30 protein-coding genes and 1 tRNA gene are annotated in these 26,541 nt (G+C 63.9%); 6 read left to right on the plus strand and 25 right to left on the minus strand.

The annotated features are described in order from the left end of the window. Window positions 1-193 precede the first annotated feature (193 nt). Window positions 194-394 (plus strand): DUF6494 family protein, encoded by a 201-nt coding sequence (locus tag A3M7_RS0135960; RefSeq protein ID WP_027548237.1) that lies wholly within the window; start codon window positions 194-196, stop codon window positions 392-394. A 252-nt stretch (window positions 395-646) separates the two neighbouring features. Here the strand turns inward: A3M7_RS0135960 and A3M7_RS0135965 are convergent, their stop codons facing one another. From A3M7_RS0135965 to A3M7_RS0136000, 8 genes are all read right to left on the minus strand, one after another. Then, a complete protein-coding gene (locus tag A3M7_RS0135965) occupies window positions 647-862 on the minus strand; it encodes a hypothetical protein (protein WP_027548238.1) in 216 nt (71 codons plus the stop codon). 769 nt (window positions 863-1,631) lie between these two features. After that, window positions 1,632-1,709, minus strand: a tRNA-Pro gene (locus A3M7_RS0135970). Window positions 1,710-1,836: 127 nt separating this feature from the next. After that, window positions 1,837-2,418 carry a MerR family transcriptional regulator gene (locus tag A3M7_RS0135975; RefSeq protein WP_027548239.1) on the minus strand — a complete coding sequence of 194 codons (582 nt, stop codon included), beginning with the start codon at window positions 2,416-2,418 and terminating at the stop codon, window positions 1,837-1,839. Between the two features lie 26 nt (window positions 2,419-2,444). Beyond that, window positions 2,445-2,786, minus strand: coding sequence for an integration host factor subunit alpha (locus A3M7_RS0135980; protein ID WP_027548240.1), 342 nt, complete (start codon window positions 2,784-2,786; stop codon window positions 2,445-2,447). A gap of 134 nt (window positions 2,787-2,920) precedes the next feature. After that, window positions 2,921-3,901 (minus strand): beta-ketoacyl-ACP synthase III, encoded by a 981-nt coding sequence (locus A3M7_RS0135985; protein ID WP_027548241.1) that lies wholly within the window; start codon window positions 3,899-3,901, stop codon window positions 2,921-2,923. After that, complete coding sequence (gene plsX, locus A3M7_RS0135990) at window positions 3,898-4,959, minus strand: phosphate acyltransferase PlsX (protein ID WP_027548242.1); 1,062 nt, start codon at window positions 4,957-4,959, stop codon at window positions 3,898-3,900. Before plsX ends, A3M7_RS0135985 begins: the two co-directional genes overlap by 4 nt. A 297-nt stretch (window positions 4,960-5,256) precedes the next feature. Beyond that, entirely contained in the window at window positions 5,257-5,826 is a 570-nt protein-coding gene (locus A3M7_RS0135995) for a DUF177 domain-containing protein (RefSeq protein ID WP_027548243.1), read from the minus strand. After that, entirely contained in the window at window positions 5,823-6,374 is a 552-nt protein-coding gene (locus A3M7_RS0136000) for a ubiquinol-cytochrome C chaperone family protein (protein ID WP_027548244.1), read from the minus strand. Before A3M7_RS0136000 ends, A3M7_RS0135995 begins: the two co-directional genes overlap by 4 nt. A gap of 98 nt (window positions 6,375-6,472) precedes the next feature. Between A3M7_RS0136000 and A3M7_RS0136005 the strand changes: the two genes are divergently transcribed. The 3 genes from A3M7_RS0136005 (at window position 6,473) to A3M7_RS51430 (ending at window position 8,806) form a co-directional block, all read left to right on the plus strand. After that, a complete protein-coding gene (locus A3M7_RS0136005) occupies window positions 6,473-6,958 on the plus strand; it encodes an outer membrane protein assembly factor BamE (RefSeq protein ID WP_027548245.1) in 486 nt (161 codons plus the stop codon). Between the two features lie 117 nt (window positions 6,959-7,075). Next, the gene (locus A3M7_RS0136010) at window positions 7,076-8,077 is read left to right on the plus strand and encodes a tripartite tricarboxylate transporter substrate binding protein (protein ID WP_027548246.1); all 1,002 of its coding nucleotides are present in this window, start codon (window positions 7,076-7,078) and stop codon (window positions 8,075-8,077) included. Between the two features lie 450 nt (window positions 8,078-8,527). After that, on the plus strand, window positions 8,528-8,806 hold the full coding sequence (locus A3M7_RS51430) for a hypothetical protein (protein ID WP_027548247.1): 279 nt from the start codon (window positions 8,528-8,530) through the stop codon (window positions 8,804-8,806). A gap of 90 nt (window positions 8,807-8,896) precedes the next feature. On the opposite strand, the gene A3M7_RS0136020 is transcribed toward A3M7_RS51430, so the two are convergent. The 17 genes from A3M7_RS0136020 to A3M7_RS0136100 form a co-directional block, all read right to left on the minus strand. Next, on the minus strand, window positions 8,897-9,937 hold the full coding sequence (locus A3M7_RS0136020; RefSeq protein ID WP_371090246.1) for an FIST N-terminal domain-containing protein: 1,041 nt from the start codon (window positions 9,935-9,937) through the stop codon (window positions 8,897-8,899). Between the two features lie 232 nt (window positions 9,938-10,169). After that, a complete protein-coding gene (locus A3M7_RS0136025) occupies window positions 10,170-11,225 on the minus strand; it encodes an alpha/beta fold hydrolase (RefSeq protein WP_027548249.1) in 1,056 nt (351 codons plus the stop codon). 23 nt (window positions 11,226-11,248) lie between these two features. Next, window positions 11,249-12,898, minus strand: coding sequence for an NAD(P)/FAD-dependent oxidoreductase (locus tag A3M7_RS45505; RefSeq protein WP_049823911.1), 1,650 nt, complete (start codon window positions 12,896-12,898; stop codon window positions 11,249-11,251). Between the two features lie 135 nt (window positions 12,899-13,033). Further along, on the minus strand, window positions 13,034-13,921 hold the full coding sequence (locus A3M7_RS0136035) for a helix-turn-helix domain-containing protein (RefSeq protein WP_027548250.1): 888 nt from the start codon (window positions 13,919-13,921) through the stop codon (window positions 13,034-13,036). Window positions 13,922-14,297: 376 nt separating this feature from the next. Continuing rightward, window positions 14,298-16,418: a sodium-translocating pyrophosphatase gene (locus A3M7_RS0136040; RefSeq protein WP_027548251.1), complete on the minus strand. Its 2,121-nt coding sequence runs from the start codon at window positions 16,416-16,418 to the stop codon at window positions 14,298-14,300. Window positions 16,419-16,684: 266 nt separating this feature from the next. After that, window positions 16,685-17,686 carry a thiamine-phosphate kinase gene (gene thiL, locus A3M7_RS0136045; RefSeq protein ID WP_027548252.1) on the minus strand — a complete coding sequence of 334 codons (1,002 nt, stop codon included), beginning with the start codon at window positions 17,684-17,686 and terminating at the stop codon, window positions 16,685-16,687. Then, window positions 17,683-17,832, minus strand: a complete 150-nt coding sequence (locus tag A3M7_RS49240; RefSeq protein WP_156937081.1) for a hypothetical protein — start codon at window positions 17,830-17,832, stop codon at window positions 17,683-17,685. Before A3M7_RS49240 ends, thiL begins: the two co-directional genes overlap by 4 nt. A gap of 9 nt (window positions 17,833-17,841) precedes the next feature. Then, on the minus strand, window positions 17,842-18,339 hold the full coding sequence (gene nusB / locus A3M7_RS0136055; RefSeq protein WP_027548253.1) for a transcription antitermination factor NusB: 498 nt from the start codon (window positions 18,337-18,339) through the stop codon (window positions 17,842-17,844). A 3-nt stretch (window positions 18,340-18,342) separates the two neighbouring features. Beyond that, window positions 18,343-18,834, minus strand: coding sequence for a 6,7-dimethyl-8-ribityllumazine synthase (ribH, locus tag A3M7_RS0136060; RefSeq protein WP_027548254.1), 492 nt, complete (start codon window positions 18,832-18,834; stop codon window positions 18,343-18,345). A gap of 112 nt (window positions 18,835-18,946) precedes the next feature. Next, entirely contained in the window at window positions 18,947-19,555 is a 609-nt protein-coding gene (locus A3M7_RS0136065; RefSeq protein ID WP_027548255.1) for a riboflavin synthase, read from the minus strand. 1 nt (window position 19,556) lies between these two features. After that, window positions 19,557-20,705, minus strand: coding sequence for a bifunctional diaminohydroxyphosphoribosylaminopyrimidine deaminase/5-amino-6-(5-phosphoribosylamino)uracil reductase RibD (ribD, locus tag A3M7_RS0136070; protein WP_027548256.1), 1,149 nt, complete (start codon window positions 20,703-20,705; stop codon window positions 19,557-19,559). Then, window positions 20,702-21,184 (minus strand): transcriptional regulator NrdR, encoded by a 483-nt coding sequence (gene nrdR / locus A3M7_RS0136075; RefSeq protein WP_027548257.1) that lies wholly within the window; start codon window positions 21,182-21,184, stop codon window positions 20,702-20,704. The genes ribD and nrdR overlap by 4 nt, the downstream gene beginning before the upstream one ends. Window positions 21,185-21,199: 15 nt before the next feature. Next, window positions 21,200-22,498: a serine hydroxymethyltransferase gene (glyA, locus tag A3M7_RS0136080; protein ID WP_027548258.1), complete on the minus strand. Its 1,299-nt coding sequence runs from the start codon at window positions 22,496-22,498 to the stop codon at window positions 21,200-21,202. Between the two features lie 264 nt (window positions 22,499-22,762). Next, window positions 22,763-22,984, minus strand: coding sequence for a hypothetical protein (locus tag A3M7_RS0136085; protein ID WP_027548259.1), 222 nt, complete (start codon window positions 22,982-22,984; stop codon window positions 22,763-22,765). Window positions 22,985-23,021: 37 nt separating this feature from the next. Further along, window positions 23,022-23,258: a hypothetical protein gene (locus tag A3M7_RS0136090; RefSeq protein WP_027548260.1), complete on the minus strand. Its 237-nt coding sequence runs from the start codon at window positions 23,256-23,258 to the stop codon at window positions 23,022-23,024. A gap of 200 nt (window positions 23,259-23,458) precedes the next feature. Continuing rightward, window positions 23,459-23,977, minus strand: a complete 519-nt coding sequence (ldtR, locus tag A3M7_RS0136095; RefSeq protein WP_011087797.1) for a transcriptional regulator LdtR — start codon at window positions 23,975-23,977, stop codon at window positions 23,459-23,461. A 482-nt stretch (window positions 23,978-24,459) separates the two neighbouring features. Continuing rightward, complete coding sequence (locus A3M7_RS0136100; RefSeq protein WP_027548261.1) at window positions 24,460-24,963, minus strand: DUF6163 family protein; 504 nt, start codon at window positions 24,961-24,963, stop codon at window positions 24,460-24,462. Between the two features lie 123 nt (window positions 24,964-25,086). Between A3M7_RS0136100 and hemB the strand changes: the two genes are divergently transcribed. Together hemB and A3M7_RS50875 are read left to right on the plus strand one after the other, a co-directional pair. After that, window positions 25,087-26,148, plus strand: coding sequence for a porphobilinogen synthase (gene hemB / locus A3M7_RS0136105; RefSeq protein ID WP_027548262.1), 1,062 nt, complete (start codon window positions 25,087-25,089; stop codon window positions 26,146-26,148). A 172-nt stretch (window positions 26,149-26,320) separates the two neighbouring features. Further along, the coding region (locus A3M7_RS50875) for a helix-turn-helix domain-containing protein (protein WP_371090232.1) at window positions 26,321-26,541 on the plus strand (221 nt) is incomplete at its 3' end.

Consider the following 26,541-nt stretch of genomic DNA (forward strand, 5'->3'; position numbering starts at 1 on the left):
GTCTCAAACGGGCCACGAGCGGAAGCACTCCACTGAGTGAGACTTTCGCTTCCAGGTGTAGTCTTCAGCTTCGGGCCGAGGTTGCAGGCAATCAGGTTGAGGAGGAAGTCGGCGGCGACGCGAGCGGGGCCTCGATGTTTCGTCATTGCTCGCCTCGTGTTAGACTTTGCCTGCCCGATCAGGGAGAACAGCCATGACCGCCGAGTTCGATGAAGACCGCTTCAATATGGCTATCCGTAAATTTCTGAAGCATGTCGGAGTTACATCGCAGCGTGAAATTGAGAACCTAGTGCGTAGCGGGGAGGTGAAGGGTGGCAAGCTCAAACTGCGAATGACCTTGTCCGCTGAGGGGACGCCGCTGAAACATGTGGTCGAGGAAACAGTCGCGCTCTGACGATTGTCCCGGCTGTGGGAAGCCATGGCCCTGATCCTCACGAAGGCTATCATTGCGGTCGCCGGCCGAACGTCGCCTTCGGGTCAAACTCGGAAGTCCGCGGGTCCATGGTAGATGGTCTGCTCTGCCACTGTGAGCGGACATGACCGGATCCGCGGTTCAGGTTCGCGAAGGGCCACATCCGTACTCTCAAACCGTTACCGCGAGCTAATCAATCCTCGTCAACGAGCACCTCCGGCTGTTTTCGCTGTCTCAGGGCTGCAGGAGTGATAGGAGCCTTTGACGGTCTTGATCGCGCAGGCGCTGGCATTCACGCAGCCGTTCCAACTCCTTTTCAGCGCTTGCAGCATTCTGACCCTCACGTTTCAAGTCGAGAACTAGCCGCTCCTGTTCTGCAAGCTGGCGCTCTCCTGCGACCACCTCGCGTTCAACACGGCCCAACTCATCATAGATCGAGGTTCTGTCCATCGAAGCGCTCCACGGTGCTCGATCAACCCGATCCACGTTTCACCGTTCCTCCATTTTTTCCGTTTTTTCCCGACCGTTTTGACGCTACCGGGAGGGGTGGAGTCGCTCGCGAGCAATCGACCCGATACGACGGGCAGCGCGTGCAAATCCACTCCCGCGAGACGGGGAAGTAGCTTTGGACACCTGCTACCCGTGAGTCATGGGCGCACTTGGACGGGCTTACGCGCTCGGCGCCCTCGTCCGCACCTATCTCGAAAGCCGCCGCAAGGAGATGCGCAAGATCGACCTGGGCCTTGCCACCTTCATCTACGTCAGCGCGATCGAGGCCGTCGCGCACAACACGGTGCCGAACCACGCCGACATGCTCACGGAGAAGACGGTGCGGACGCTGGTGGACGAGACGACGCGGATGGTGGTGGGGTATTTGAGGTATCCGGAACGATGTCTGGGGCATGCACGCGACCTGCTGGCCGCGAAGACAGGTTACGCTTCATGGCGCGGGGAGACGACAGCTCCGCTCCGGACGTTCATCGCACGAACCGGCATGAAGACATCATGCCCCTGTTTTGCCCGACGGGTCACACCGATTCGGAAAAACGTTATCCGCCAATACACCAATAGCTTCGCTACTGTGCATGGGGTTGTTTTCGGCATTTTAATTTTGCCGGCCACCGAAGCGGCCACCGCTACTGATCGTCGCGCATGCGTCACGGGCGGGAGCAGGCTCCGCGCCGACGGTCAGTCCACCCGACAGATGAGTTGGAAAAAATGGTCGGAGCGAGAGGATTTGAACCTCCGACCCCTAGTCTCCCAGACTAGTGCGCTAACCGGGCTGCGCCACGCTCCGAACGTCGTTCCATTAGCTAGGATCGTCGCTTTGCGCAAGGCGAGGTCACAGCATTTTGGTATCGCGATCTGGTTGGCTCCGAGCCCAGAGCCCCGGAACTGGCCGCAAAGCCGGCGGAATGCGGCCCCTAGCCGTCCTTCAGCGCCAGGTCCAGCATCTCCCGGCAGGCGACGAGGTCGGCGAGTACCCGTCCCAGCCGCTCCCGGTCCAGCGCGCTGGGGCCGGCGGGCGCGGCGGGGGTGCCGCCCTTGCGGAAGGTGGTGAGGATTTCCTCGTCGTCGACCTCCGTGAAGCGGAAGTCGATGCCTTCCTCTTCGTCGCCCTGGTAGTCGTCATCGTCGGCGTCAGTGACGCCCTTGATCGGCGCCTCCTCGTCGTCCGGCTCCATCAGGCTCGCGCCGATGGCGTCCTCGATGGCCCCGAACGAGACCGCGGCCGCGCCGTCGGCGAGGCCCTGCACCGACTTGACGCCGTGCTCCTTCAGGATCCGCTGCACCCCGCGGATGGTGTAGCCCTCCCCGTAGAGCAGCCGGCGGATGCCCTTGAGCAGGTCGACGTCGTCGGGGCGGTAATAGCGGCGGCCGCCGCTGCGCTTCATCGGCTTGATCTGGGAGAACCTGGTCTCCCAGAAGCGCAGCACGTGCTGCGGAATGTCGAGTTCCTGCGCTACTTCGCTGATGGTTCGGAACGCATCCGGCGCCTTGTCCAAATGCCAAATCCTTATCCGAAAGGCGGTTACGCCTCGGGTTGAGCCTTGCTGGCGTCGCCGTTGGTGCGGTGCTGGGAGTTGATCCGCTGCTTCAGGATCGCCGACGGCTTGAACACCATGACGCGGCGCGGCGAGATCGGCACTTCGGTACCGGTCTTCGGGTTGCGGCCGATCCGCTGGCCTTTCTTGCGAACCATGAAGGAACCGAACGAGGACAGCTTCACCGTCTCGCCCTTCTCCAGGCAGTCGGTGATCTCCTTCAGCACGAGTTCCACGAACGCAGACGATTCCGTCCGCGACAGGCCCACCTTCTGGTAGACGGCTTCGCAGAGATCAACACGCGTTACGGTTTTACTTTGATCGGTCATCGCCCTGCCCCACATCACGGCGAACAATTGTTGTCTGAAATTATGAGCTTACGATACGGCGGTCAACAGCGCTCATCAATGCATACGCATCGATAATCGGCGCTGATTCCGGCAAAATTTTATCGACTGTGGCTCTACCAGCGCACCAGCGCCGAGCCCCAGGTGAAGCCGCCGCCCATGGCCTCGAGCAGAATCAGGTCGCCGCGCTTGATGCGGCCGTCCTTGCGCGCCACCGACAGCGCCAGCGGGATCGAGGCCGCCGAGGTGTTGCCGTGACGGTCCACCGTCAGCACCACCTTCTCCGGCGCGATATGCAGCTTGTGCGCGGACGCGTCGATGATTCGCTTGTTGGCCTGGTGCGGCACGAACCAGTCGATGCTGTCGGCATTGAGCCCGGTCGCCTCGAAGGCATCGACGATCACGTCGGTGATCATGCCGACCGCGTGCTTGAAGACCTCGCGGCCCTCCATGCGCAGATGGCCGACGGTCTGGGTCGAGGACGGTCCGCCGTCGACGAACAGCTTTGCCTTGTGGCGGCCGTCGGAGCGCAAATGCGTGGTGACGATGCCGCGGTCGGTCGCGGCACGGCCCGGCTGCTCCTGCGCCTCCAGCACGACCGCGCCGGCGCCGTCGCCGAACAGCACGCAGGTGCCGCGGTCGTTCCAGTCGAGGATGCGCGAGAAGGTCTCGGCGCCGATCACCAGCGCGCGCTTGAAGGCGCCGGTGCGCAGGAAATTGTCGGCGGTGGCGAGCGCGAACACGAAGCCCGAGCACACCGCCTGCAGGTCGAAGGCCGCACCGTGGTTGATGCCGAGCCCGTGCTGCACGGCGACAGCGGTCGCGGGGAAGGTGTTGTCAGGCGTCGAGGTCGCCAGCACGATCAGATCGATCGACTGCGCGTCCATGCCGGCATCGGTGAGCGCGGCCTGCGCCGCCTTGATCGCCAGGTGCGAGGTGAACTCGCCCTCGGCCGCAATGTGCCGCTCGCGAATGCCGGTGCGCTGGACGATCCACTCGTCGGACGTGTCGATACGCGCCGCCAATTGGGCGTTGGTCACCACCTGCTCCGGCAGGTAGGAGCCGCAGCCGAGCACGACCGAACGAATTTGAGTCACGAAACATCCTCCGGCGCGGGCTGCACGGAACTGAGTGCACCACCCTCGCGGTTGAGCATCTGATTGATCTTGTTCAGGAGATCGTAGTGAGCCATCTCATAGCCAACATCGATCGCATAGGCAAAGCCTTCGGCGCTGGTTCCACCGTGGCTTTTAACCACCAGTCCGTTGAGCCCCAGAAACACGCCGCCATTGGACTTGTTGGGGTCCATCTTGTCCCGCAGGGCCTGGAACGCGCTGCGCGCAAAGAGATAGCCGAGCTTGGACAGCCAGCTCCGTTGCATCTCGTTACGGAGTAATTCCGCCATCTGCCGCGCGGTTCCCTCGGCAGCCTTCAGCGCGATGTTGCCGCTGAACCCTTCGGCGACGATGACGTCGGCCAGCCCCTTGCCGATGCCGTCGCCCTCGACGAAGCCGATATAGTCGAGCTCCGGCAGGTTCCTCGCCCGCAGGATCTCACTGGCTTCGCGGATCTCCTCGTGCCCCTTGATCTCCTCGGCGCCGATGTTGAGCAGGCCGACCGTGGGGCGCGGCTTGTTGAACAGGACGCTTGCCATCGCCGCGCCCATGACGGCCAGCGACACCAGATGGTGCGCATCGCCGCCGATGGTGGCGCCGAGGTCGAGCACGACGGACTCGCCGCGCTTGGTCGGCCATATCCCCGTGATCGCCGGGCGGTCGATGCCCGGCAGCGTGCGCAGGTGGAAGCGCGACATCGCCATCAGCGCGCCGGTATTGCCGGCGGAGACCGCGACCTCCGCCTCGCCCTTCTTCACCGCATCGATGGCAAGCCACATCGAGGAGGTCCTGCGGCCACGGCGCAGCGCCTGGCTCGGCTTGTCCTCCATGCTGACGGCGACGTCGGTATGAACGATCCTGGAAGCGGCCTTGAGCGCGGGGTGCTTCTCGAGCTCGGGCTCGATCCTGGCGCGGTCGCCGACCAGCAGGAATTCGATCTCCCGATGCCTCTGAAGCGAGATGGCGGCGCCTGGAATGACCACGGCGGGGCCGACATCGCCTCCCATGGCGTCAAGCGCGATGCGAACCTTGCTTAGCATAAAAGTCCTGGAAACCTGGTCTGGTGCGGTCTTGAACGAGCGGGAGCCGCGAAATGGGTTCGCCACGGACATGGCGACGGCCAGGCGCCACGCCGCGCCCGGACCGGGGCGCGACAATAGCGTTTTGTTATCCCGAAACAACCTCTTGCCCCCAGCCTTTTGCATTCGGGGCGACCCGGCGGCAAACGCGAAAATTCGAAAGAAATATATATAAATCAAATAGATGAAACAGGCTTTCAAACCACTCCCGCAAAGACCTCGCGCGGCCTGGCAAGCGGTCTTACGGGGAATCGGCCGCTATTGGCCTTTCTTCTTGTCCTGAAGCGCCTTCAGCGCTGCGAAGGGATGGTCCGCCGGGTCGAGGGCAACGACCTCCGCCTCGAACACGGCCCCCGGCTTGCGCGGATAGGGGTCGATCGCCAGGAACAAGGCATCGGTGGCGAGCCGGCCAAGGTCGATGATGCCATTGATGATGGCTTCCGGCGGGTCGATGACCTCCGGCGGCTCCTCGTCGTCCTGCCCCTCCTCGATCAGGTCGGACAGGCGGCGCGCCTCGGCCTCGGGGGCGAAGGTCAGGTCCACCTCCTCCTCGATCTCGTTCTCGATCGGATCGAGCGTGACCACGCAGGTCTGGCCGACCCGGGCGCGGACGTGGCCCGTGACATGGAGCCGGCCGCCGCTTTTCGGCACGACGTCGAAGCTGGCATTGGCGGACAGGATCTCCCGCACGCCCGCAACCTCGGCCATGACCTTCCGTTCGGCGGCCGACGCCTCGATCACGCGGTGCAGGCCGGTGTCGGGAATCTGCGCAACGATGACGGGGACCCGCCAGGGATCGGGCTGGGATCCAGTATTCGGTCGGTTCATGGCGTGACATCCTCGGAAAGCGCCGGGGGAAAGTTGAAGGACGCGCGCAGCAGCGCGGCCTCGTCGATCCGGCCGAGATCGGCATCCGTAGCCCGCGCGTAGGCCGCGAGCCGCTTCGCCTGGTCGAGGCCAGCCCCATTCAAGATATTCTTGCAGATCGCCGCCGCCAGCGCCTCAACCCCACCTTCGATCGCCTGGTCATAGGCCTGCACCCGGCCGTAGAAGGCCTCGCCGAAGGCCCGCATCCGCTTCGGCACGGTCTGGTCGCCGACCCCCATCTCCCGCAGATTGTCGTCCATGTCTTCGCAGAATCGGTCGAACAGCGCCTGCGACAGCTCCGTGGCGCCCTGGACCGTGCGCAGGCGGCGCAGCAGCAGCCAGAGATGGAGCAGCAACAGGTCGAAACGCCCGTTAACCGTATCCGGTACGCCCAAGTCACGGTAAAATATGGGTTCTCGCGCCTGCGTCACGATCATGCCATAGATGGCTTCAATGGTGCCCGGCGGGGCTAGGCGGGGTTTCCTGAAGTGATTGAACGGCCAAAGCATTGTGGTTTCCGCAAGCGGGCGCGCGCGTGTTGCATTCAGAGCCTCCGCCCGGTACTTCAGCGCCTCGCGCGACGCAAGGGGACGGAATCAGTTCCGCTATGACGATAACGAACCAGACCAGCCCGCGCGCAGACAAGCGGCGCGGCCTTCATGCACGCTGGCGCGGCCTGCGCATGGCCGCCGCTGCGGCCTTGGTCGGCGTGGCGCTCGCGGGCTGCACCGGCGAGCAATTCCAGAAGGGCTACATCCTGCCGCCCGGCGCGCTGGAGCAGATTCCGATCGGCGCAAGCCAGGACCAGGTGCTGATCGTGATGGGCACGCCCTCCACGGTCGCGACCCTCGACGGTGAGGTCTTCTACTACATCTCGCAGCGCTCGGAGCGCATGGTCGCGTTCATGAATCAGCAGGTGGTCGATCAGCGCGTGATCGCGATCTACTTTGACAAGAACCGGCGCGTGCGCCGGCTGGCGAATTACGGTCTTCAGGACGGCAAGATCTTCGACTTCATCAGCCGCACCACGCCGACGTCGGGCCAGGAGATGAGCTACCTCACGCCGCTGTTCAAGCTGCTCAGCTTTAACTGAGCCTTCAGCCTGCGGCGTCGTGCCGCCCTTCGCGCGGCACTTGCGCTCGCGCGCAGCTTGCCGTCGCGCACCGGGTTCCATACGCTCCCTGCAAAACAAGAAGCAGGGAGTGGATTCGTGCCGAAAACGTTGTTGTCCCGCCGCCGCGTGCTCACCGGTGCTGCCGGCCTGTCGGCCACAGCGATCCTGCCGCGATCGAGCCTGGCGGACTGGAAGCCCACCGAAAACGTCCGCCTGGTCGTGCCGGCTGCGGCCGGCGGTTCGACCGACGTCATGGGCCGGCTCCTGGCCGCCCACCTGCAAACCGCCTGGGGCCAGTCGGCCGTCGTGGAAAACCGCTCCGGCGGCGGCGGCACGATCGGCACCGCCGAGGTGGTTCGCGCCAAGCCTGACGGACACACCATCCTGATCGGCAATCCCGGGCCGAACGCGATCGCCTACAGCATCTTCAAGAACCTCACCTACAAGCCGGACCAGCTCCAGCCCGTCTCCAACATGATCCGGATCCCGAACATCGTCTCGGCGCATCCGAAGACCGGCATCAAGTCGGTCGCCGAGCTGATCGCCTATCTCAAGGCCAATCCGGACAAGCTCAGCTATGCCTCCTCCGGCGTCGGCCAGAGTCCTCACCTCACCGGCGCCTGGTTCCTCCAGCTCACCGGGATGAAGATGACGCACATCCCGTTCCGCGGCGCAGGTCCCGCGCTCCAGGCCGCGCTCGCCGGCGACATCCAGATCCTGTTCGACAACCTCTATCCGAGCCTGCCGCAGGTCCAGAACGGCACGCTCACCGGCCTCTGCGTGACGACCACCGAGCGTAGCGACCTCGCGCCGAACCTGCCGACGATGCGCGAGAGCGCGCCGGAGCTGGCCAATTTCGACGTCTCGTCCTGGTTCGCGGTGTTCCTGCCGAAAGGCGTCCCTGCCCCGGTCCTCGAGGCGCTCAACCTGCAAGTGAAGGCGGTGCTGGAGCGCGACGACATCAAGAAGAACATCGCCGCCATGGGCGCCCGCGCCGACTACGGCACGCCGCAGCAGTTTGCCGACTTCGTGGACGCCGAGACGAAGAAGTTCGCCGGCATCATCCAGAAGGAAGGTTTGCAGATGGATGTGCAGTAGGCGGGCCCGCTTTCGGCGCCGGAGGTTTGAACCAGTTGAAGGCGATGAGGACGGCCGCCGCCAGCGCGACCGCCAGCATTGTACGAGCACCGGATTGCCGGCCACCGGCTTGCACCCTGCCGCAAGTCGGACAGACCGTGTCGGCGATCAGCATGTCGCAGCCGCACCGGATACACCTGGTCGTCTCGAACTTCATGGCGACGGTCCCCCGTAAGGCGCACAACAAAAAACCCGCGGTTTGCACCGCGGATTTGTCGTTGGTAGAGCCAAACAAGTTCAGTGCGCCTGGATCGCCAGCAGCAGCAAGGCCACCATGCTCCCTGCCCTTCCTGCTGGGCCACGCCTCCGGCAAAAGTGAAAAACAACCCCATGCACAGTAGAACTACAGTTGCTCGCCGGCACGAGGCCAGCTCGATCAAGCTATGGCCCGTCGGATAAATCGGCCAAAGGGTGAGCGGGGCATCTGGCAGCGCAGATATTGGGAGCACACCATTCGCGACGAAAATCGATCTCGTCCGGCATGTCGACTATGTTCATATCAATCCGGTCAAGCATGGGCTCGTCGACCGGGTACACGACTGGGCGCCGTCCTCGTTTCACCGTCACGTCGAGCTTGACAACTATTCAGCCGATTGGCAGGCGATCAATCGGATGATGGCCGCGATTACGGAGAGCGGCGATCGGGAAGAGATGGGGTTTCGCAAGGGCTCAACCCATCTTACGGGCTAAACTAGACACTTCGCGATTGCTGGGCCGGAGTTTAAAACGACGCTCACGAAACACTCATTCACGGAATCGCTGGTCTTCGTCGTAGCGCACCTACTTCGCACGGGGCGTGCCGATCGCCACACCGGTGAGCGTCCCGTTTATGTGCATCGGACCATACAGTTCACCATAGGTATTGCACCCAAACACACGATGGGTCCGGTACAGTTCCGACATGTCGCGGTCGCGTTGATGCTCGACGCCCATACGCCTCTGAAGGGACTCGAATCCGATATAGAGTGAGACCTCCCCGATTTCTTCCTGGATTTGCGCGAAAAGATCACTGGTTGGGTCGACCGGGTCACGCAGTGTGGCCACCGTAAACACGAGGCCTTTGTCAATGGCGGAGGCAAAATGGAGCGTACCGTCCGCATCGACCCGGCGTATCGAGCGTGCGTAGTACGCATCGCCGATCCGTACGAGCACAGGATGGGATGCAAACGCAGTTGCATCGAATACACCGCCGGCGATGCCGGCCATGCGTGAATACTCGGCTGCTGCGGGCTCGGCATTCAATTCTCTGACAGTACGTTGATCTGGATCAGCCTCCGTCACTACCATTTTTTCTGTGCTAGGCTCCCAAGTGTCGCAAGAAAAAATGAGGAACGGCAACGACGTCTTAAACAAAAGGAGCACCGCCGCATCTGTATGGGCGCGGCCCCCGAAGTAGACCGAGCTGCGCTCAAATCGCAGACCATCTGCGGCCGAGCCGCCGACCAGCGGAATATGACCAAGCGAGGCATGGATCGCGGCCAATACGACCTCTTCCCGCTGGCACATTCCATCGATGAGCAACAGCCCGAAACAGCGCTCGCCGTCGGCATTGCCGCCTTGCCGGAAGAAGCGATGCCGAATATCTGCGCCAATAGTGCGATCGTCTCCGATACGAAAATTCGAAAGCCCCAGGATGGGGTGAGCAGCCACGTCGAAGTCGGCAGCGCTGAAGGCGAGCGCGACGACGCTGTTTTCATCCCATCCGTTGAGCGCAATCTCGCCGGCGGTCGTGCAACCGAAGACTGGCGTGCCCATGAAGCGGGTTATCATTTCGGCCGCAAACTGTTGCGGATCGTAACAAGGAGAAACAAACACGAGCACTGCCGCAAGCCCGCTGGCCGGGAGAACGCTTGCCAGCTCCGCCGCCGCACCCGCGGGGGTAGACGCTTTCGTCTCGACGGCTACAACACCGGATGGGCATCGATTGAGCATCGGCGTCAGAAACCTGCTTGCTGAAGCGCGATGAATTCCGATTGAATCATCATCGCGCTTTAGCTGTTTGATTGAGCTTGATCCTTTCGAAACGCCGCCTTCGTTATCGGAATGCGGCCGTTCAGTTTACACGTGTGGCGAGCAACTCGTGCAGGTTAGCGTCGAGCTGTGCGAGCATCTGCGGATCGGTCCCGAATAGACCCAGGTGCCCGTCGATGCTGGCCAGCGGGCGGAACTCGCTTCCCGGAATGAGCCGCTGCTCGGCCTCACAATCGGCCGGCGGGAAGAACATGTCGTGACTGATCGGCATGACGAATGTCTTCGCCTTGATACGCCCGAGAGCAGTAGCAAGGTCGTCGTCGGCGTTGCGACTGACGTCGCCGCGCTGCCACTTCCACGCCATGGATAGCAGATTGTTCGGGTCCATCGGCGCGAAGTAACCGGTCATAAAGGTGTCGACAAAGGCCTGCACGGTTTCGAAACCCAGCGCCTTGTGCCGATTGGCGCGGAAGAAGTCGGTGCTCCAACCCATCACGGTCCAGAGCTTCGCCTGTCGCTTGAGGCCCGCGGCGACGTCGGCCGGCGAGCCGTAGCGTCCTTCGCGGAAGCCCGGATCGCTCGTGATTGCCTCATTCAGCGTCTCCGCGAAGAGGAAGTCGTGCTCAGTATTTTTCGCCGTACCGGCGATCGGCGCCGCGCGCTTGACGAAATCCGGATAGCGCACGGCCCACTCGTAGGTCTGCTGCGCGCCCATCGAGCCCCCGACTACGAGTGCTAGGCTCTTGAGCCCGAAGTTTTCGGTCAACAGCCGATGCTGGGCGCGCACGTCGTCGGCGATGCGGACCTTTGGAAAATTTGGTCCGGCCATCGCCCCACTGGCGTTGTGCGGCGATGTCGACAATCCACTGCCGATTTGGTTGACCACGATGATGAAGTATTTCGCAGGATCGAGCGCCCGGCCGGCGCCGATATAGGCCTGCTCCATGATCTTGCTCGTGCCCGAATACCAGGTGGGAACGAGAATGGCGTTGTCCTTCGCTGCGTTGAGCGCGCCGTGTGTGGCGACGGCGAGTTTACAGCCGGGAATCGTGCCACCATCCTCGAGCGGCAGGTCGCCGATGTCGATCATCTCGTAGGGCCCGTGACCTTCAGGCCCGTAATAGGGATTGTTGCTCATTTGAATTTTCCTTCGGACCGGAATCAGTTCATCGCGAGACCGGGATAGCCGCCGGCGGCCAGTTCGTCGCATTGTCGATTGTAGTTGCCGACGCCCCCGATATAGGACAAGAGCCGGCGCGGCTTGCCGTCGACGTTGGAGCCCATGTACCAAGAGTCGGTTTTGATCACGAGCGTCGCCGCCGCGGTGTCGTCATGGTGCTTCACCCAATTGTCCTCGAACTCCCGGGTGGCCTCGATCGTTTGCTTGTCATGCGTCCGCGCGTAGCCGATGCAGTCGGTGATCCAGTCAACTTGCTGCTGCAGACAGGTGGTCATGTTGCAGAGTGCGGCCGAAGGTGCGAGCGGCGCGCCGGTCGTAAACAGGTTCGGATAGCCATGGACCTGGAGGCCCATGGCGGTACGAATCTCCTGCTTCCATTGTTCTGTCAGCGAACGACCGTCGCGGCCGCGGAAGTCGATCCGGCTCAGCGCGCCGGAGCCGGCGTCGAAGCCGACCGCCAGGATAATGACGTCGACCTCATGCAACTTGCCGTCGGAGGTCTGGATACCCTCGGGTACGATGCACTCGATCGGCGTGGACCGGCAATCGACTGCTTCGACGTTGCCCTGCAGATAGACCTCGAGATAGCCGTTCTCGAGCGGCACGCGGTGCGTGCCGAAGCCATAATCAGAAGGGATCAGGAGGTTGCACAGTTTCGGATCGTTGCGCAGGCGTTCGCGCATCTTGCCCCGTACGAAGTCGGACACGACGGCGCTGACCGATTCGTCGAAGAACATCTCCGGGAAGGTCGCGAGCCACATCGATAGCGAGCCTTCTTTCCAGAACTTTTCCAGCACTTCCGTGCGCTCTCCGGGCGTCAGCTCCGCCCAGGGACGATTCTCGAAGTCGTAATGGAAGCCGGCGAAGGTCGAACGGACTCGCTTCTTCAGGTCGTGGAATTGACTGGCCCAGACGTCCCATTCGGCCTGGCTGTATCGCGGATTCTTCATCGGCACCACGTATTGCGGCGTCCGCACGAAGATCTTCATTTCGGCCACGTCGGGGGCGATGGTCTGGATGACCTGGATGCCGGTCGCGCCGGTGCCGACCACTGCGACGCGCTTACCTTTGAGATCGACGCCGGTCTTCGGCCATCGTCCGGTATGGTGGATCTCACCTCGGAACGTCGACTGGCCGGGAAAGCGGTCGACGAGCGGGGCCGACAGCATGCCGCAACAGGCGAGGACATACTGCGTGTCGATCTTCTCGCCGGCGTCCGTCGTTACCGTCCAGCGGCCGTCCTTCTCGCGATAGTGGGCCGAGGTGATGCGGCTGTTGAACTGAATGTCCTTCTTCAGGTCGAGGTGATCCGCGACGAAGTTCAGCCAGCGTTCGGTCTCCGGCTGCGCGGGAAATCGTTCGCTCGGCTTCCAGGCCTTGTACAGATCTTCGGAGAACCAATACTGGTAGACCTCGACCTGGGAGTCGAAGCGCGCACCCGGATAGCGATTCCAGTACCAGGTGCCCCCCACCCCCGATGCCGTATCGTAGGCGCGGACGTTCAGTCCCATCTCGCGCAGGCGATACAACTGATAGAGACCGGCGATCCCGGCGCCGATGACGAGCGCGTCCAACCGTGTTGTCGGTGCATCCGCACGCGACGCATGTGTCGGCTCCAACAAGGTGCCCATAACGTTTCCCCTCTTTTGTAGCGGCCGCTTGAGCGACCGAATGGCCATTCGGCCGTGGGGAGGAACGTTAGAAGCGACGTGCAGCGTCGTCTTGAATGAACCAGTGGGTTTGTTGAAGGATCAGGTGAAGGAGCGCTAGCGAGAGCTGTCGTCCCTCAGGGCGGCCGGTGTCCGCCCCAGCCGTGCGCGCATGACGCGCGTTAAATGGGCCTGATCAGCGAAGCCGCATTCCGACGCGATCGCCTTCACCGGCAGGCGACCAAGAGCCAGCATTTGCTGTGCTTTTTCGAGCCGACGGTCGACGACGTACTGGTGGGGGCTGGTCTGAAACGAGGCGCGAAAACGCTTCCCGAAAGTCCATACGCCCATCGAGGCGACTTCGGCGAGCTCCTCGAGCGAGAGCGCCTGATCGATCCGGGCTTCAACGTAGTCGACAATGCGCTTGCGTATTGCCGGCGGCAGCTCGCCCCTTCCGGACTTATCGACAAACTGAACCGATGCAAAGTTGCGAAGCAGATTGACGACGAGCTGTGTGCTCAACGCGTCGACGTATAACGCACCGCCGATGCTGTTGCCGCTGGCTTCGCGAGATATGGCCTCGACGGCTTCGGTCACGATCGGGCTTTGCGTGCGCAATATGTCGTGCAGCCGCACAGCAGCGATCGGTCGCTCGAGGACGTCGGCGGCTACGCGGGAAACCACGGCGTCCGAGAGATAGACATGCGAGACCTCGATCTGCTCGGTCCAGTGCCAGTGCGAGGCCTGCGAGCGGGTCAATAGCGAAACATCCCCCGGATGACACTCGGTCCGGGTCCAGCGCCCCTCGAAACGCCGCTCCATCATGGTGCTGCCGCGCTTGTAGGAGACGATCATGAAATCGGCCATCGCGGGCACTGGGACGTCGAGACCGCAATAGCGGTAGGTCCGTAGCTCAACGCCCTTCCAGCCTTGACCGGCACTGCAGCGCAGCAACTCGCCCGGTACCCACCGCGGCAGTTCTTCTGGTCGAATGAGCAGTGCCATGGGATTTTTCCAACGTCGCGGACTGGCGGCACCTGTGCGAACTATTGTCAACAGCAGGTTTGTACGTGTCAAGCCGACCCTGAATGGGCGTGCCGTACGCTCGCTGTATCCTCGGCACCGGGCGAGCCGACTTCAACGGCGCGTGCACAAGCAGTTGCGGCAGATCCTAGCGGCTTTGGGAAGCAGCTAGGCAAGAAGCCGGCGGGCCTGAAACACGCGACGAGGGTAATACGGTGACAGTGCTGGACTGCACCGCAAGTCCCGTAATTCCGGCATCATCCAGAAGGAAGCGTTACAGATGGACGTGGAATGACGACGGAAACCAAAAACCCCGCGGCTCGCGCCGCGGGGTTTTGTCTTGCGTCGTTTGCGAGGCTCAGTGCGCCAGGATCGCCAGCAGCAAGAGCGCCACGATGTTGGTGATCTTGATCATCGGGTTCACCGCGGGGCCGGCCGTGTCCTTGTAGGGATCGCCGACGGTGTCGCCGGTGACGGCGGACTTGTGGGCATCACTGCCCTTGCCGCCGTAATGGCCGTCCTCGATGTACTTCTTGGCGTTGTCCCAGGCGCCGCCGCCGGAGGTCATGGAGATCGCGACGAACAGGCCCGTCACGATCACGCCGAGCAGCATCGCACCGACCGCCGAGAACGCCGCAGACTTGCCGGCCGTACCGCCTCCGGCGATCGCGTAGATCAGGAAGTAGACCACGATCGGCGACAACACCGGCAGCAGCGAGGGGATGATCATCTCCTTGATCGCCGCCTTGGTCAGCAGGTCGACCGCCTTGCCGTAGTCCGGCTTGTCGGTGCCCTGCATGATGCCCGGCTTCTCGCGGAACTGACGCCGCACTTCCTCGACGATCGCGCTCGCCGCACGGCCCACCGCCGTCATGCCCATCGCGCCGAACAGATACGGCAGCAGACCACCGAACAGCAGGCCCACCACCACATAGGGATTGTTCAGCGAGAAGTCCGGATTGACGCCGGCGAAGTAGGTGTGATGCGCGGAGTCCGCAACGAAGAACTTGAGGTCCTGGTTGTAGGCCGCGAACAGCACGAGCGCACCGAGACCGGCCGAGCCGATCGCGTAACCCTTGGTGACCGCCTTGGTGGTGTTGCCGACCGCGTCGAGCGCGTCGGTCGACTTGCGCACCTCTTTCGGCAGGCCCGCCATCTCGGCGATGCCGCCGGCGTTGTCCGTCACCGGACCGAAGGCGTCGAGCGCGACGATCATGCCGGCCAGCGCCAGCATGGTGGCCGTCGCGATCGCGATGCCGAACAGGCCGGCAAGGCTGTAGGTGACGAGGATGCCGGCAATGATGACGATCGCGGGCAGCGCGGTCGCCTCCATCGAGATGGCAAGGCCCTGGATCACGTTGGTGCCGTGGCCGGTCACCGACGCAGCCGCAATCGACTTCACCGGACGATAGTCGGTGCCAGTGTAGTATTCGGTGATCCAGATGATCAGCGCGGTGACGATCAGGCCGACGACGCCGCACTCAAACAGCGACATGCCGGTATAATCGACGCCGTCGAGCTTGCCGAAGCCGATCAGCGTGTAGATCACCAAGGCGATGCCGATCAGCGACAGCACACCCGTTGCGATCAGGCCCTTGTAGAGCGCGCCCATGATCGACTGGCTCGGCCCGAGCTTGACGAAGAAGGTGCCGATGATCGAGGTGATGATGCAGATGCCGCCAATGGCGAGCGGCAGCGTCATCATGCTCATGAGGATCGGCGTCTTGGCGAAGAAGATCGCCGCGAGCACCATGGTGGCGACCGCGGTCACCGCATAGGTCTCGAACAGGTCGGCGGCCATGCCGGCGCAGTCGCCCACGTTGTCGCCGACGTTGTCGGCGATGGTCGCGGGGTTGCGCGGATCGTCCTCGGGAATGCCGGCCTCGACCTTGCCGACGAGGTCGCCGCCGACGTCCGCACCCTTGGTGAAGATGCCGCCGCCGAGACGGGCGAAGATCGAGATCAGCGAGGCGCCGAAGCCAAGCGCCACCATGGCGTCGACGACGACGCGGCTGTCAGGCGCCAGCTTCAGCGAATAGACCAGGAAGCCGAAATAGAGGGTCACGCCGAGCAGCGCGAGACCCGCCACCAGCATGCCGGTGATCGCGCCCGCCTTGAAGGCGAGCTCGAGGCCGCCGGCGAGCGACGTCGTCGCGGCCTGGGCGGTGCGCACGTTGGCGCGAACCGAGACGTTCATGCCGATGAAGCCGGCCGCCCCCGACAGGATGGCGCCGATGGCAAAGCCGATCGCCACATAAAACCCGAGGAAATAGACAAGCAGCAGGAAGATGACGATGCCGACGATACCGATGGTGGTGTACTGACGCCGCAGATAGGCCTGTGCGCCTTCGCGCACCGCAGCTGCGATCTCCTGCATGCGCGGCGACCCCGCATCCGCGCTCAACACCGAAGACGTCGCCCAAATCGCGTAGACGACGGAAAGCACTCCGCAGAGCACTATCAACCATAATGCTGTCATGTGATTTTTTGCCTCAGATCCTTGATGTACCCCCGGCGCCTTTTATTGTCCGTCGTGCGGTGCGGCGCCTTGATTTCGAACAAGGCCGCCCCTTTCCCGAAGAGGCGGCCTCAGTCGGTCGCGAGCTTGCCAAAATCAACTTGATGGTGCAACGCCGGAAGCGGCCGAAAAAGCCGATCTCGGCAAGTATTTAGGCCAAGTCGTGAGCAAGTCCTGAGCACCAGGTCATGAGCCCAGAGCCTGGACGCCGCGATTTGGAGCAATTCCTAGAAGTGGCTGTAGGACAGCCGCTTCAAAGCCAGTTCCTGGCCCTGCCCGTCCAGGAAGCGCGGCCGCGCACCGCCCGCGACGATCGTGCCGATCCCGGTGACAGCAACGCCGACGGCCCGCCCAGCGGCAATCAGCGCATCGCTTTGCGCCGGCGGCACCGTGCACAGCACCTCGTAATCGTCGCCCCCGGCAAGCAGCGTCTCGACGCAAACGGCATTGCGCGCGATCAGGTCCGCCGCGGCGGCCGAGAGCGGCACGTTCGTCACGTCCACGGAGGCCGAGACGCCCGACGCCGCGCAGAGTTTGGTCAGATCGCCGGCGAGCCCGTCGGAGACATCCATCGCGGCCGACGCATGGTCGCGCACGGCCCGCGCCAGAACGTTGCGCGGCTGCGGGATGCGATAGCGCGAGACCAGAGCTTCCCTTGCAGCGGGATCGGACGCGAGTGCCGCGGCCACCACGCCGCCCGTGAGCACGTCGAGGCCGAGCGCGGCATCGCCGATCGTGCCCGTCACCATGATGCGGTCGCCCGGCCTTGCGCCGGTGCGGCCAACCATCTGCCCCTGCGGCACGCGGCCAAACGCGGTGATCGAGATCATCTGCGGACCCGGCGTCGACACCGTGTCGCCGCCGAGCAGCGGGCACGCGAAGGCTTTCGCATCCTCGCCCAGCGCATCCGCGAACGGCCTGAGCCAGGCATCTTCCTTGCTCCGCAGCGCCAGCGTCAGGACGAAGCCGGCGGGCACAGCGCCCTTGGCGGCGAGATCGGACAGGTTCACCCGAAGCGCCTTGCGCGCGATGGTGTCGGGTGGATCGCCGGCAAGATAATGCACGCCCTCGACCACGGCATCGGTGGTGACGACGATGTCGTCGCCGGAGGAGGACAGGACCGCGGCATCATCGACCAGCCCGAACGCACCGGGATCGGTCGCCAGCGGCTTGAAATAGCGCGCGATCAGGGAGTCTTCGGCGGAGATCTGTTTCTTGTCCTGCGTCACAACAGCAGACCCGTCATCCTGAGGTGCGAGCCCTTGCGAGCCTCGAAGGATGCACGGCCGAGATCCGACCTCAGCGGCACGCCGCCGCCCTTCGAGGCCTCCGCTTCGCTCCGGCACCTCAGGGTGACGGCTACGGCGGAAGTCATCGTCTCAATCTACCCCCGCCCGAACTCGTCACCGCGGAACTGACGGCCGATCTGGTCGAGCACCGCATTCACCATGCCGGTCTCCTCGCGGTCGACGAAGGCATTGGCAACGTCGACATATTCGGAGACGACGACACGGCCCGGCACGTCCTTGCGATGCTGGAGCTCATAGGCCCCAGCCCGCAGCACGGCGCGCAGGATCGCCTCGATCCGCTTCAAGGGCCAGCCCTTCGACAGCGCCTCGTCGATCAGCGGATCGAGCTTCTTCTGGTCACGCACGACGCCGGAGACGACGTCGCGGAAGAACGCAGCTTCGGCCGGCAGATAGGTGTCGCCCTCGACCTCGTTGCCGAGCCAGTGGCTCTCGAACTCGGCGAAGATGTCATTGATGCCGGCGCCGGCGATGTCCATCTGGTACAGCGCCTGGACGGCCGCGAGCCGCGCCGCACCGCGCCGGTTCGCCTTCTTCTCCGGAGCGCCCGCCGGCTTCTTGTTGTTGTCAGCCACGGCTCAGGCCCGCGCCAGACGGCGCTTGATGCGCAGCATCGCCAGCGCCGCCCGTGCGGCATCGCCGCCCTTGTCGAGCTCGCTGGCGCGCGCCCGCGCCCAGGCCTGCGCCTCGGTGTTGACGGTGAGAATGCCGTTGCCGAGCGGCAGCTTGCGCGAAACCGCAAGGTCCATCAGCGCACGGGAGGATTCCTGCGAGACGATCTCGAAATGGATGGTGTCGCCGCGGATCACGCAGCCGAGCGCGATCACCGCATCATAGGGCTTGCCGTTGGCCGCTGCGGCATCCACGGCAATGGCCACCGCCGCCGGGATCTCCAGCGCGCCGGGAACCGTGATGACGTCATGCGTCAGGCCGGCGGCCTTCAACTCGGCCACCGCACCGTCCAATAGCGCGTCCTGGAGATCGTCATAGAACCGCGCCTCGACAATCAGCGCACGTGCGCCGGAAATGTCGGTCTGGTCCTTCAGGGGTGCGCGCCGCGCGTCTGCCATGGTCAACCTATTCTGTCATTGCTGGGCTTGCCCCGGCAATCCGTCGGGCAAGCCCCTCTTAAGAGGATGGATGCGCGGGTCAAGCCCGCACATGACGAACTTTATCCGCCGGTCACTTCATTTCCGTCAGCCGCGCTGCGTAGCGGGCCATCAGGTCGACCTCGATATTGACCTCGGCCCCCGCCTTCCAGCCGCCGATCGTCGTGACCGTCAGCGTGTGGGGGATGATCAGCACCGAAAAGGTCACGTCCGCAACCGTATTGACCGTCAGCGAGACGCCGTCGAGCGTAATCGATCCCTTGGTGGCGATGAACCGGGCCAGCTCGCGCGTCGTGGAGAGCACGAACCGCGCCATGTCGGGCAGGTCCTCGCGGCTGACGATGGTCGCGATCCCGTCAGCGTGACCAGCGACGATATGGCCGCCAAGCTCGTCGCCGATCTTGAGCGCGCGTTCGAGATTGAGCCTGGTGCCGACCCTCCAGTACTTTGCCGTCGTCAGCGCCAGCGTCTCGGCGGCCGCGTCGACGTCGAACCAGGTTTTGCCGCCCGCGACACCCGAAGCGACGACCGTCAGACAGACGCCATTGCAGGCGATCGAGGCACCGTCGGCAATGGTGGTCTGGTCATAGCGGCAGGCGATGCGCAGCCGGTGCAACTGGCCCTGCGCCGTTGGCGTGAAGCTGACGATCTCGCCGAGATCGGTGACAATGCCGGTGAACATGTTAGGCGCGCTCGTAGATGGTGAGAGTATCCTTGTCGAATGTTTCGCTAGCATGAACCTTGTAGGCCTGCGACTGCGTGATTTTCGACAGGGGCAATGCATCGAGCGCATCGACGCCGCGACTGCCCACCTCTTCCGCGCCGCGGAACAGCCAGATCTCGTCGACGAGATCGGCCGCCACGAACGAAGCCGCAACGCGGCTGCCGCCCTCCACCATCAAGCGCGAGATGCCCTTCCCGGCCAGCGCATGCAGCGCGGCCGGCAGATCGAGCCCGGAGGCGCCTCCCGGCGGTATGCGGATGATCTGCGCACCGGCGGCTCCAAGCCGCATGGCGGCCGCAGCCTCGGCGAGTTCGGAGCCCGCCACCCACAGCGGCGTTTCACGCGCGGAGCGCACGAGCTGGCTCGATGCGGGGATGCGCAGGCTCTGGTCGAGCACCACGCGCACCGGCGAGCGCGCCGCCATGCCCGGCAGGCGGCAGGTGAGAAGCGGATCATCCGCCAGCACCGTGCCGATGCCGACCAGGATGGCATCGCTCTGCGCGCGAAGCAGATGCACGCGGTCGCGCACAGCTTCGCCGGTGATCGCAACCGGCTTGCCGCCGGCGGCGCCGATCTTGCCGTCGGGCGAGACCGCGAGCTTCAGGATCACATGCGGACGCTTGTCACGGATACGGCGGAAATGCCCGGCGTGGTCGAAGGCAGCCTCCGCCGCGCACAGACCGACGTCCACCGTGATGCCGGCAGCGCGCAGGCGGGCATGGCCCTGGCCTGCGACTTCCGGATTGGGATCCTCGATCGCCGCCACCACGCGCGTGATGCCGGCAGCGATCACCGCGTCCGCACAAGGCGGCGACTTGCCGAAATGCGAGCAGGGCTCGAGCGTGACGTAGAGCGTGGCCCCGCGCGCCGCCTCGCCTGCCCGCCGCAGCGCTTCGGGCTCGCCATGCGGACGTCCGCCGGGTTGGGTCCAGCCGCGGCCGACGATGACGCCGTCTTTCACGATGACGGCGCCGACCGCCGGATTGGGCCAGGTCCGCCCCTGCCCGCGCCGGCCGAGGGCCAGCGCCAGCTGCATGAAGCGGCGATCGGCGTCCTTGGATTCGCGGATCTTCTGCGCGAACTGATCCTCCAGAATGCGGAAGATCATTTGCGGATCGCGGCGAGCCGCGCTTCCTCCTCGCCGGAAAGCTCGCCGAGCACGTCGGCGAAATCCTTGGCCTCACGGAAATTGCGGTAGACTGAGGCGAAGCGCACATAGGCGACGTCGTCGAGCGTGCGCAGATGCTCCATCACGGTCTCGCCGATCACCTCGGAGGAGATCTCGGCTTCGCCCCCGGTCTCGAGCTCGCGCACGATGGCGGAGACCATTTTCTCCACCCGCTCCGGCTCGACCTGGCGCTTGCGCAAGGAGATCGACACCGAGCGCATCAGCTTGTCGCGGTCGAACGGCACGCGGCGGCCGTTGCGCTTGATCACCGTGAGCTCGCGCAGCTGCACGCGCTCGAAGGTGGTGAAGCGGAAATTGCAGGCGACGCACACGCGCCGCCTGCGGATCACGGACGAGTCCTCGGTCGGACGCGAGTCCTTTACCTGCGTATCGAGACTGTTGCAGTTCGGGCAGCGCATCCGCTTGGCCTAGCCTTACTGGTAGATCGGGAACCGGTCGGTGAGCGCCTTGACCCGTTCCTTGATCGCGGCTTCCACCAGCGGCGCCTTGCCGTCGTCGGACTGCGCGATCGCGTTCAGGACCTCGGCGATCATGCCGCCGACCTGCTGGAATTCGGCAACGCCGAATCCGCGCGTGGTCGCGGCCGGCGTGCCCAGCCGCAAACCCGAGGTCACGAAGGGCTTTTCGGGATCGAAGGGAATGCCGTTCTTGTTGCAGGTGATGGCCGCACGGACCAGCGCCTTCTCCGAGACGTTGCCCTTCAGGCCCTTCGGCCTGAGGTCGACCAGCATCAGATGGTTATCGGTGCCGCCCGAGACAATATCGAAGCCGTGGCTCTTCATCGCCTCGGCGAGCGCCTTGGCGTTCTCGACGACGTTCTTGGCATAGACCTTGAAGTCGGGCCGCAGCGCCTCGCCGAAGGCGACCGCCTTCGCAGCGATCACATGCATCAGGGGGCCGCCCTGGAGGCCCGGGAAAATCGCCCCGTTGAACTTCTTGGTCAGCGTCTCGTCATTCCACAGCATCAGGCCGCCGCGCGGACCGCGCAGCGACTTGTGCGTCGTGGTGGTGGTGACGTGGGCATACGGCACCGGCGAGGCATGCACACCGCCGGCGACGAGGCCGGCGAAGTGCGCCATGTCGACCAGCAGGTACGCGCCGACGCTGTCCGCGATCTCACGGAAACGCTTGAAGTCCCAGGCCCGCGAATAGGCCGAGCCGCCGGCGACGATCAGCTTCGGCTTGATCTCTTCGGCCTGCTTCTGCACCGCATCCATGTCGATGATCTGGTCCTCGCGGCGCACGGTGTAGTGCGCAGCCTTGAACCACTTGCCGCTCATGTTGACGGGCGAGCCGTGGGTGAGATGGCCGCCGGCGGCGAGGTCGAGGCCCATGAAGGTGTCGCCGGGCTGGAGCAGCGCCAGGAACACCGCCTGGTTCATCTGGCTGCCGGAATTCGGCTGCACGTTGGCGAAGCCCGCGCCAAACAGCTTCTTGGCGCGGTCGATCGCGAGGTTCTCGGCGACGTCGACCCACTCACAACCGCCGTAGTAGCGCGCGCCCGGATAACCTTCCGCATATTTGTTGGTCATCACCGAACCCTGCGCTTCCAGCACGGCTCGGCTGACGATGTTCTCGGAGGCGATCAGCTCGACCTCATGGCGCTGCCGGCCGAGCTCGCCCTTGATGGCGGCAGCGATTTCCGGGTCGGCCTGGTCGAGCGAGGCGGTGAAAAACGAATCGGGCGCGGAGGCGGTTTTGGCTGAGGTCATCTTGCGAATATCTCCACCGCCGCAGCCTTTTGGCGGGCTACGGGCGGGTCTGGTGTGGCGATCGGAAGCGGCGAGCGCCATCTACCACATCGGCCGCCCCCGGCCAAGCATTTGCGGGTCGGGCCTGATATTTATGCAAGATATGGTGGGATTGAAGGATCTGGACGCTGGTGCAGTTCTCTGGAGCCGCCCCGTTCCGATTCCCTGAAGGGGCCGCTTTGGACCTTAAGGCCCTGCCGGCCGATGAGGGCCGCCCCTTCCCCTTTAGAGCCCCGTATACCCCGACTTCACGGGGTCCACGCTGCCGTCGAGCTGGCGCAAATAGGTCAGGCCGCAGACCGTCAACCTGTGGGTGTCCTTCTCGCCGGCTTCCATCAACGTGTTGAGGTAGTTCGTGACCTTGGCCCGTGCCTCCTCGCTGGCCGCGGCGGTGCGGTTGGCGAGCAGGTCATAGGTCTGCATGATGCGGTCGATGGCAGCTTCCATGGCACCCTCTGGTTCTCTGGAATATCGGGAGTTTTGATCAGGCAACCGCGCGGGCCTCGGACTGCGTCTCGAACCGGCCGATCGCCTTGTTGGCGAGCCTGATCTTGTTGAATTCGCCGTGCTGGAGCAGCTTGATGATGATCTCCAGCAGGTGTTCGTTGGTGACGAGCGTGTCCGGAATTGCGCCGGAGCGGCGGAGGTAATTCGCGGCGATGGCATAGGCATCGCTCACGAGTTCGACGTTCACAGCCTGCAACCCGCGCCCGACCAGCATCGCATCCCTCCGATCCAGAGGAACAACGGCGGTGCCGGGACTTGGTTCCACCCGGACGGCGAATTTTCTCGCAGCTGCGAAACGGCAAAACGCACCGGTCCGGGGAGATCCCGGGGCCGGTGCGCTTGGGGAAGTCAGGCACGTTCACAAGGCTTGCCGGTCTTGTTGGGGGCCGGCTTGGCCAGGATCCGTTTTAGAACTCAGAGCCGATACAGGATCTGGTCGGTCCAGAACCGCTCGAGACGGTGCAGCGACTTGTTGAGGGTCGAGAATTCCTCGCCCGAGATGCCGCCGACCTGCTCGACCGTCTTGACGTGCTTCTGATAGAGCGAGTCGACGATGCGGCGGACTTCCTGGCCCTGCGGCGTCAGGCGGATGCGCACCGAGCGGCGATCGACGCGCGAGCGCTGATGATCGAGGAAGCCGAGCTCGACGAGCTTCTTCAGATTGTAGGAGACGTTGGAGCCGAGATAGTAGCCGCGCGTGCGCAGCTCGCCCGCGGTCAGCTCCTTGTCGCCGATGTTGTAGAGCAGCAGCGCCTGCACCGAGTTGATGTCGGCGCGACCGCGGCGATCGAACTCGTCCTTGATGACGTCGAGGAGCCGGCGATGCAGCCGCTCCACCAGAGTCAAAGCTTCCAGATAGAGCGACTGCACCGAACCCTGCTGGCCGGAGACGCGCTCTGCGGTATCTGCCGCAGTTGCGACGGCTTTCATCATGACACTTCCCCTGTTGTCGTTTTTATCGACACTTATTCGACGAAACTTGTGTCCCGCCTGATAGGTGCAACTTAAGGGGCTCGTTTGAAGATCGGCTTAAATAAGAGAATAAAGAGATCATGAATTTAAGACAGTGAATTGCGGATTAAGCCTGTGCCACAAGGGCTTTTCGCAACCGTCTGTTGACCTTCGCAAGGTCCTGTTCACCCTCCGTCCGCCCCGGTTGTCGCATTCCAGAACAGCCCCGCCCCGTTTCGAAACGCGCGCGTAAGAGCTGTGGCGGAATGCACGGAGTCAACGAAAAGTTACCTCGAATTTTACGCAACCAACGGTCAACCAAGCGCGCGTGAAACCGCTGCTGTCCCGGAGCTGAACAGATCGTAGGATGGGTAGAGCGAAGCGAAACCCATCATCGTTCTCACACCACTGCGATGGGGTTCGCTTCGCTCTACCCATCCTACCAAATGCCTGCGCAGGGATCGCTACGGCGGCCGTTCGCGCGCGGCCATCCAGGCGAGCGCCAGATAAGCGGCGAGCATGAAGACCTCGACGCCGACCACGACCAGGCTGCCGCCATAGATTCCCGGGAACATCAGCTCGATCACCGCCATCGACACCACGGTCGTCAGCCACACCACCGCGCCCCAGGGCGTTGCGAGCCACAGCCCGACGGCGGCGACGAGCTCGATCACGGCGAAGTAGACGGTCGCGGCCTGCCAGGCCATCGACTGGTTCTCGAACGCCTCGTCCTCGCCGCCGACGAAGCCGGTCACCTGCGCCCAGTGATAGAGGCCCTTGAGGATCGAGAGCAGCGCCATCACCCGCAGGAACAGCACGAGCCGGCGCGTCCAGACATTGTCGTCGGACTCCGAGCGCTCCGACGAGATCGCCGCCACCGACATGGCATTGTCTCTGGCATTGTCTCTGGCGGCGTCCCTTGCATTGGCGCTGTCGCGGGCCGCATCGCGGGTGGAGATCTCGGACATGGCTCCCTTCTGGCTGCTTCGGCCCGCAAAATCAATCGGCTGCCATCCCTTGCGGCAGGTCAAGCCGCGGTGACGGGAACCATGCGAGCTGGTATAAGAATAATTCCAGCCGGAGGAAGAGTGATGGCGATCAAATACGGGCGTCCGATCGAATTGCGCGAGGTTTCGCGCCGGGATGGCGGTGTGGCCTCCCCTGCCCTCGATCTGACCGTCCGCCCGCGCCGCAACCGCAAGGCCGAGTGGGCCCGGCGGATGGTGCGCGAGAACGTGCTCACCACCGACGATTTGATCTGGCCGCTGTTCCTGATCGACGGCAACAACAAGCGCGAGCAGATCGCCTCGATGCCGGGCGTCGACCGCCTCAGCATCGACCAGGCCGTGCGCGAGGCCGAGCGCGCCATGAAGCTCACGATCCCCTGCATCGCGCTGTTTCCCTACACCGACCCGTCCCTGCGCGACGAGGAAGGCTCGGAGGCCTGCAACCCGAACAATCTGGTCTGCCAGGCGGTGCGTGCGATCAAGAAGGAGTTTCCCGATCTCGGAATCCTCTGCGACGTCGCGCTCGATCCCTTCACCAGCCACGGCCATGACGGACTGATCGCGGACGGCGAGATCCTCAACGACGAGACGGTCGCCGTGCTGGTGCGCCAGGCTCTGGTGCAGGCCGAAGCCGGCTGCGACATCATCGCGCCCTCCGACATGATGGACGGCCGCGTCGCGGCGATCCGCGAGGGACTGGATCACGCCGGGCTCATCGACGTGCAGATCATGGCCTATGCGGCCAAATACGCTTCCGCCTTCTACGGCCCGTTCCGCGACGCCATCGGCTCGGCCAAGACGCTGACCGGCGACAAGCGCACCTACCAGATGGACAGCGCCAACACCGACGAGGCGCTGCGCGAGGTCGAGCTCGACATCTCCGAGGGCGCCGACATGGTGATGGTGAAGCCCGGCATGCCCTATCTCGACGTGGTCCGCCGCGTGAAGGACACCTTTGCGATGCCGACCTTCGCCTACCAGGTGTCGGGTGAGTACGCGATGATCGCAGCGGCTGCGGGCAACGGCTGGCTCGACGGCGACCGCGCGATGATGGAGAGCCTGCTCGCCTTCAAGCGCGCCGGCGCCGATGGTGTGCTGAGCTACTTTGCGCCGAAGGCGGCGGAGAAGCTGCGGGCGCAGGGGTAAGGTACCTCTGCATGGTCGTCCCGGCGAAGGCCGGGACCCATACCGCGTGATCCATCGAGGGCGGTCGGTATCGGTACCGGGCGACTCTCAATCTTCGCCGAACTTCTCCCTGGGGTAATGGGTCCCCTGAGTTCACAAACGAAGTGCAACACTTCCAACTGGAGGTGTTGCCATGGGGCGGACTTACAAACAGCTCTCCCTTGACGATCGATGCGAGATTGCCCGCCTTTCGGCCAATGGCAACTCGGTCGGGCAAATCGCGGCAGCTTTGGATCGCCCGCCATCAACGATCTCTCGGGAGCTGAGGCGGAACCGTGGCAGGCAGGTCGGCTACAAGCCAAGCTATGCTCAGCAGCAGACCCGGGCGCGGCGCTGGAAGGGTTCTCGCCTCGA

Origin of the sequence: Bradyrhizobium sp. WSM2254, from assembly GCF_000472645.1 — a bacterium.
Lineage (GTDB): Bacteria > Pseudomonadota > Alphaproteobacteria > Rhizobiales > Xanthobacteraceae > Bradyrhizobium > Bradyrhizobium niftali.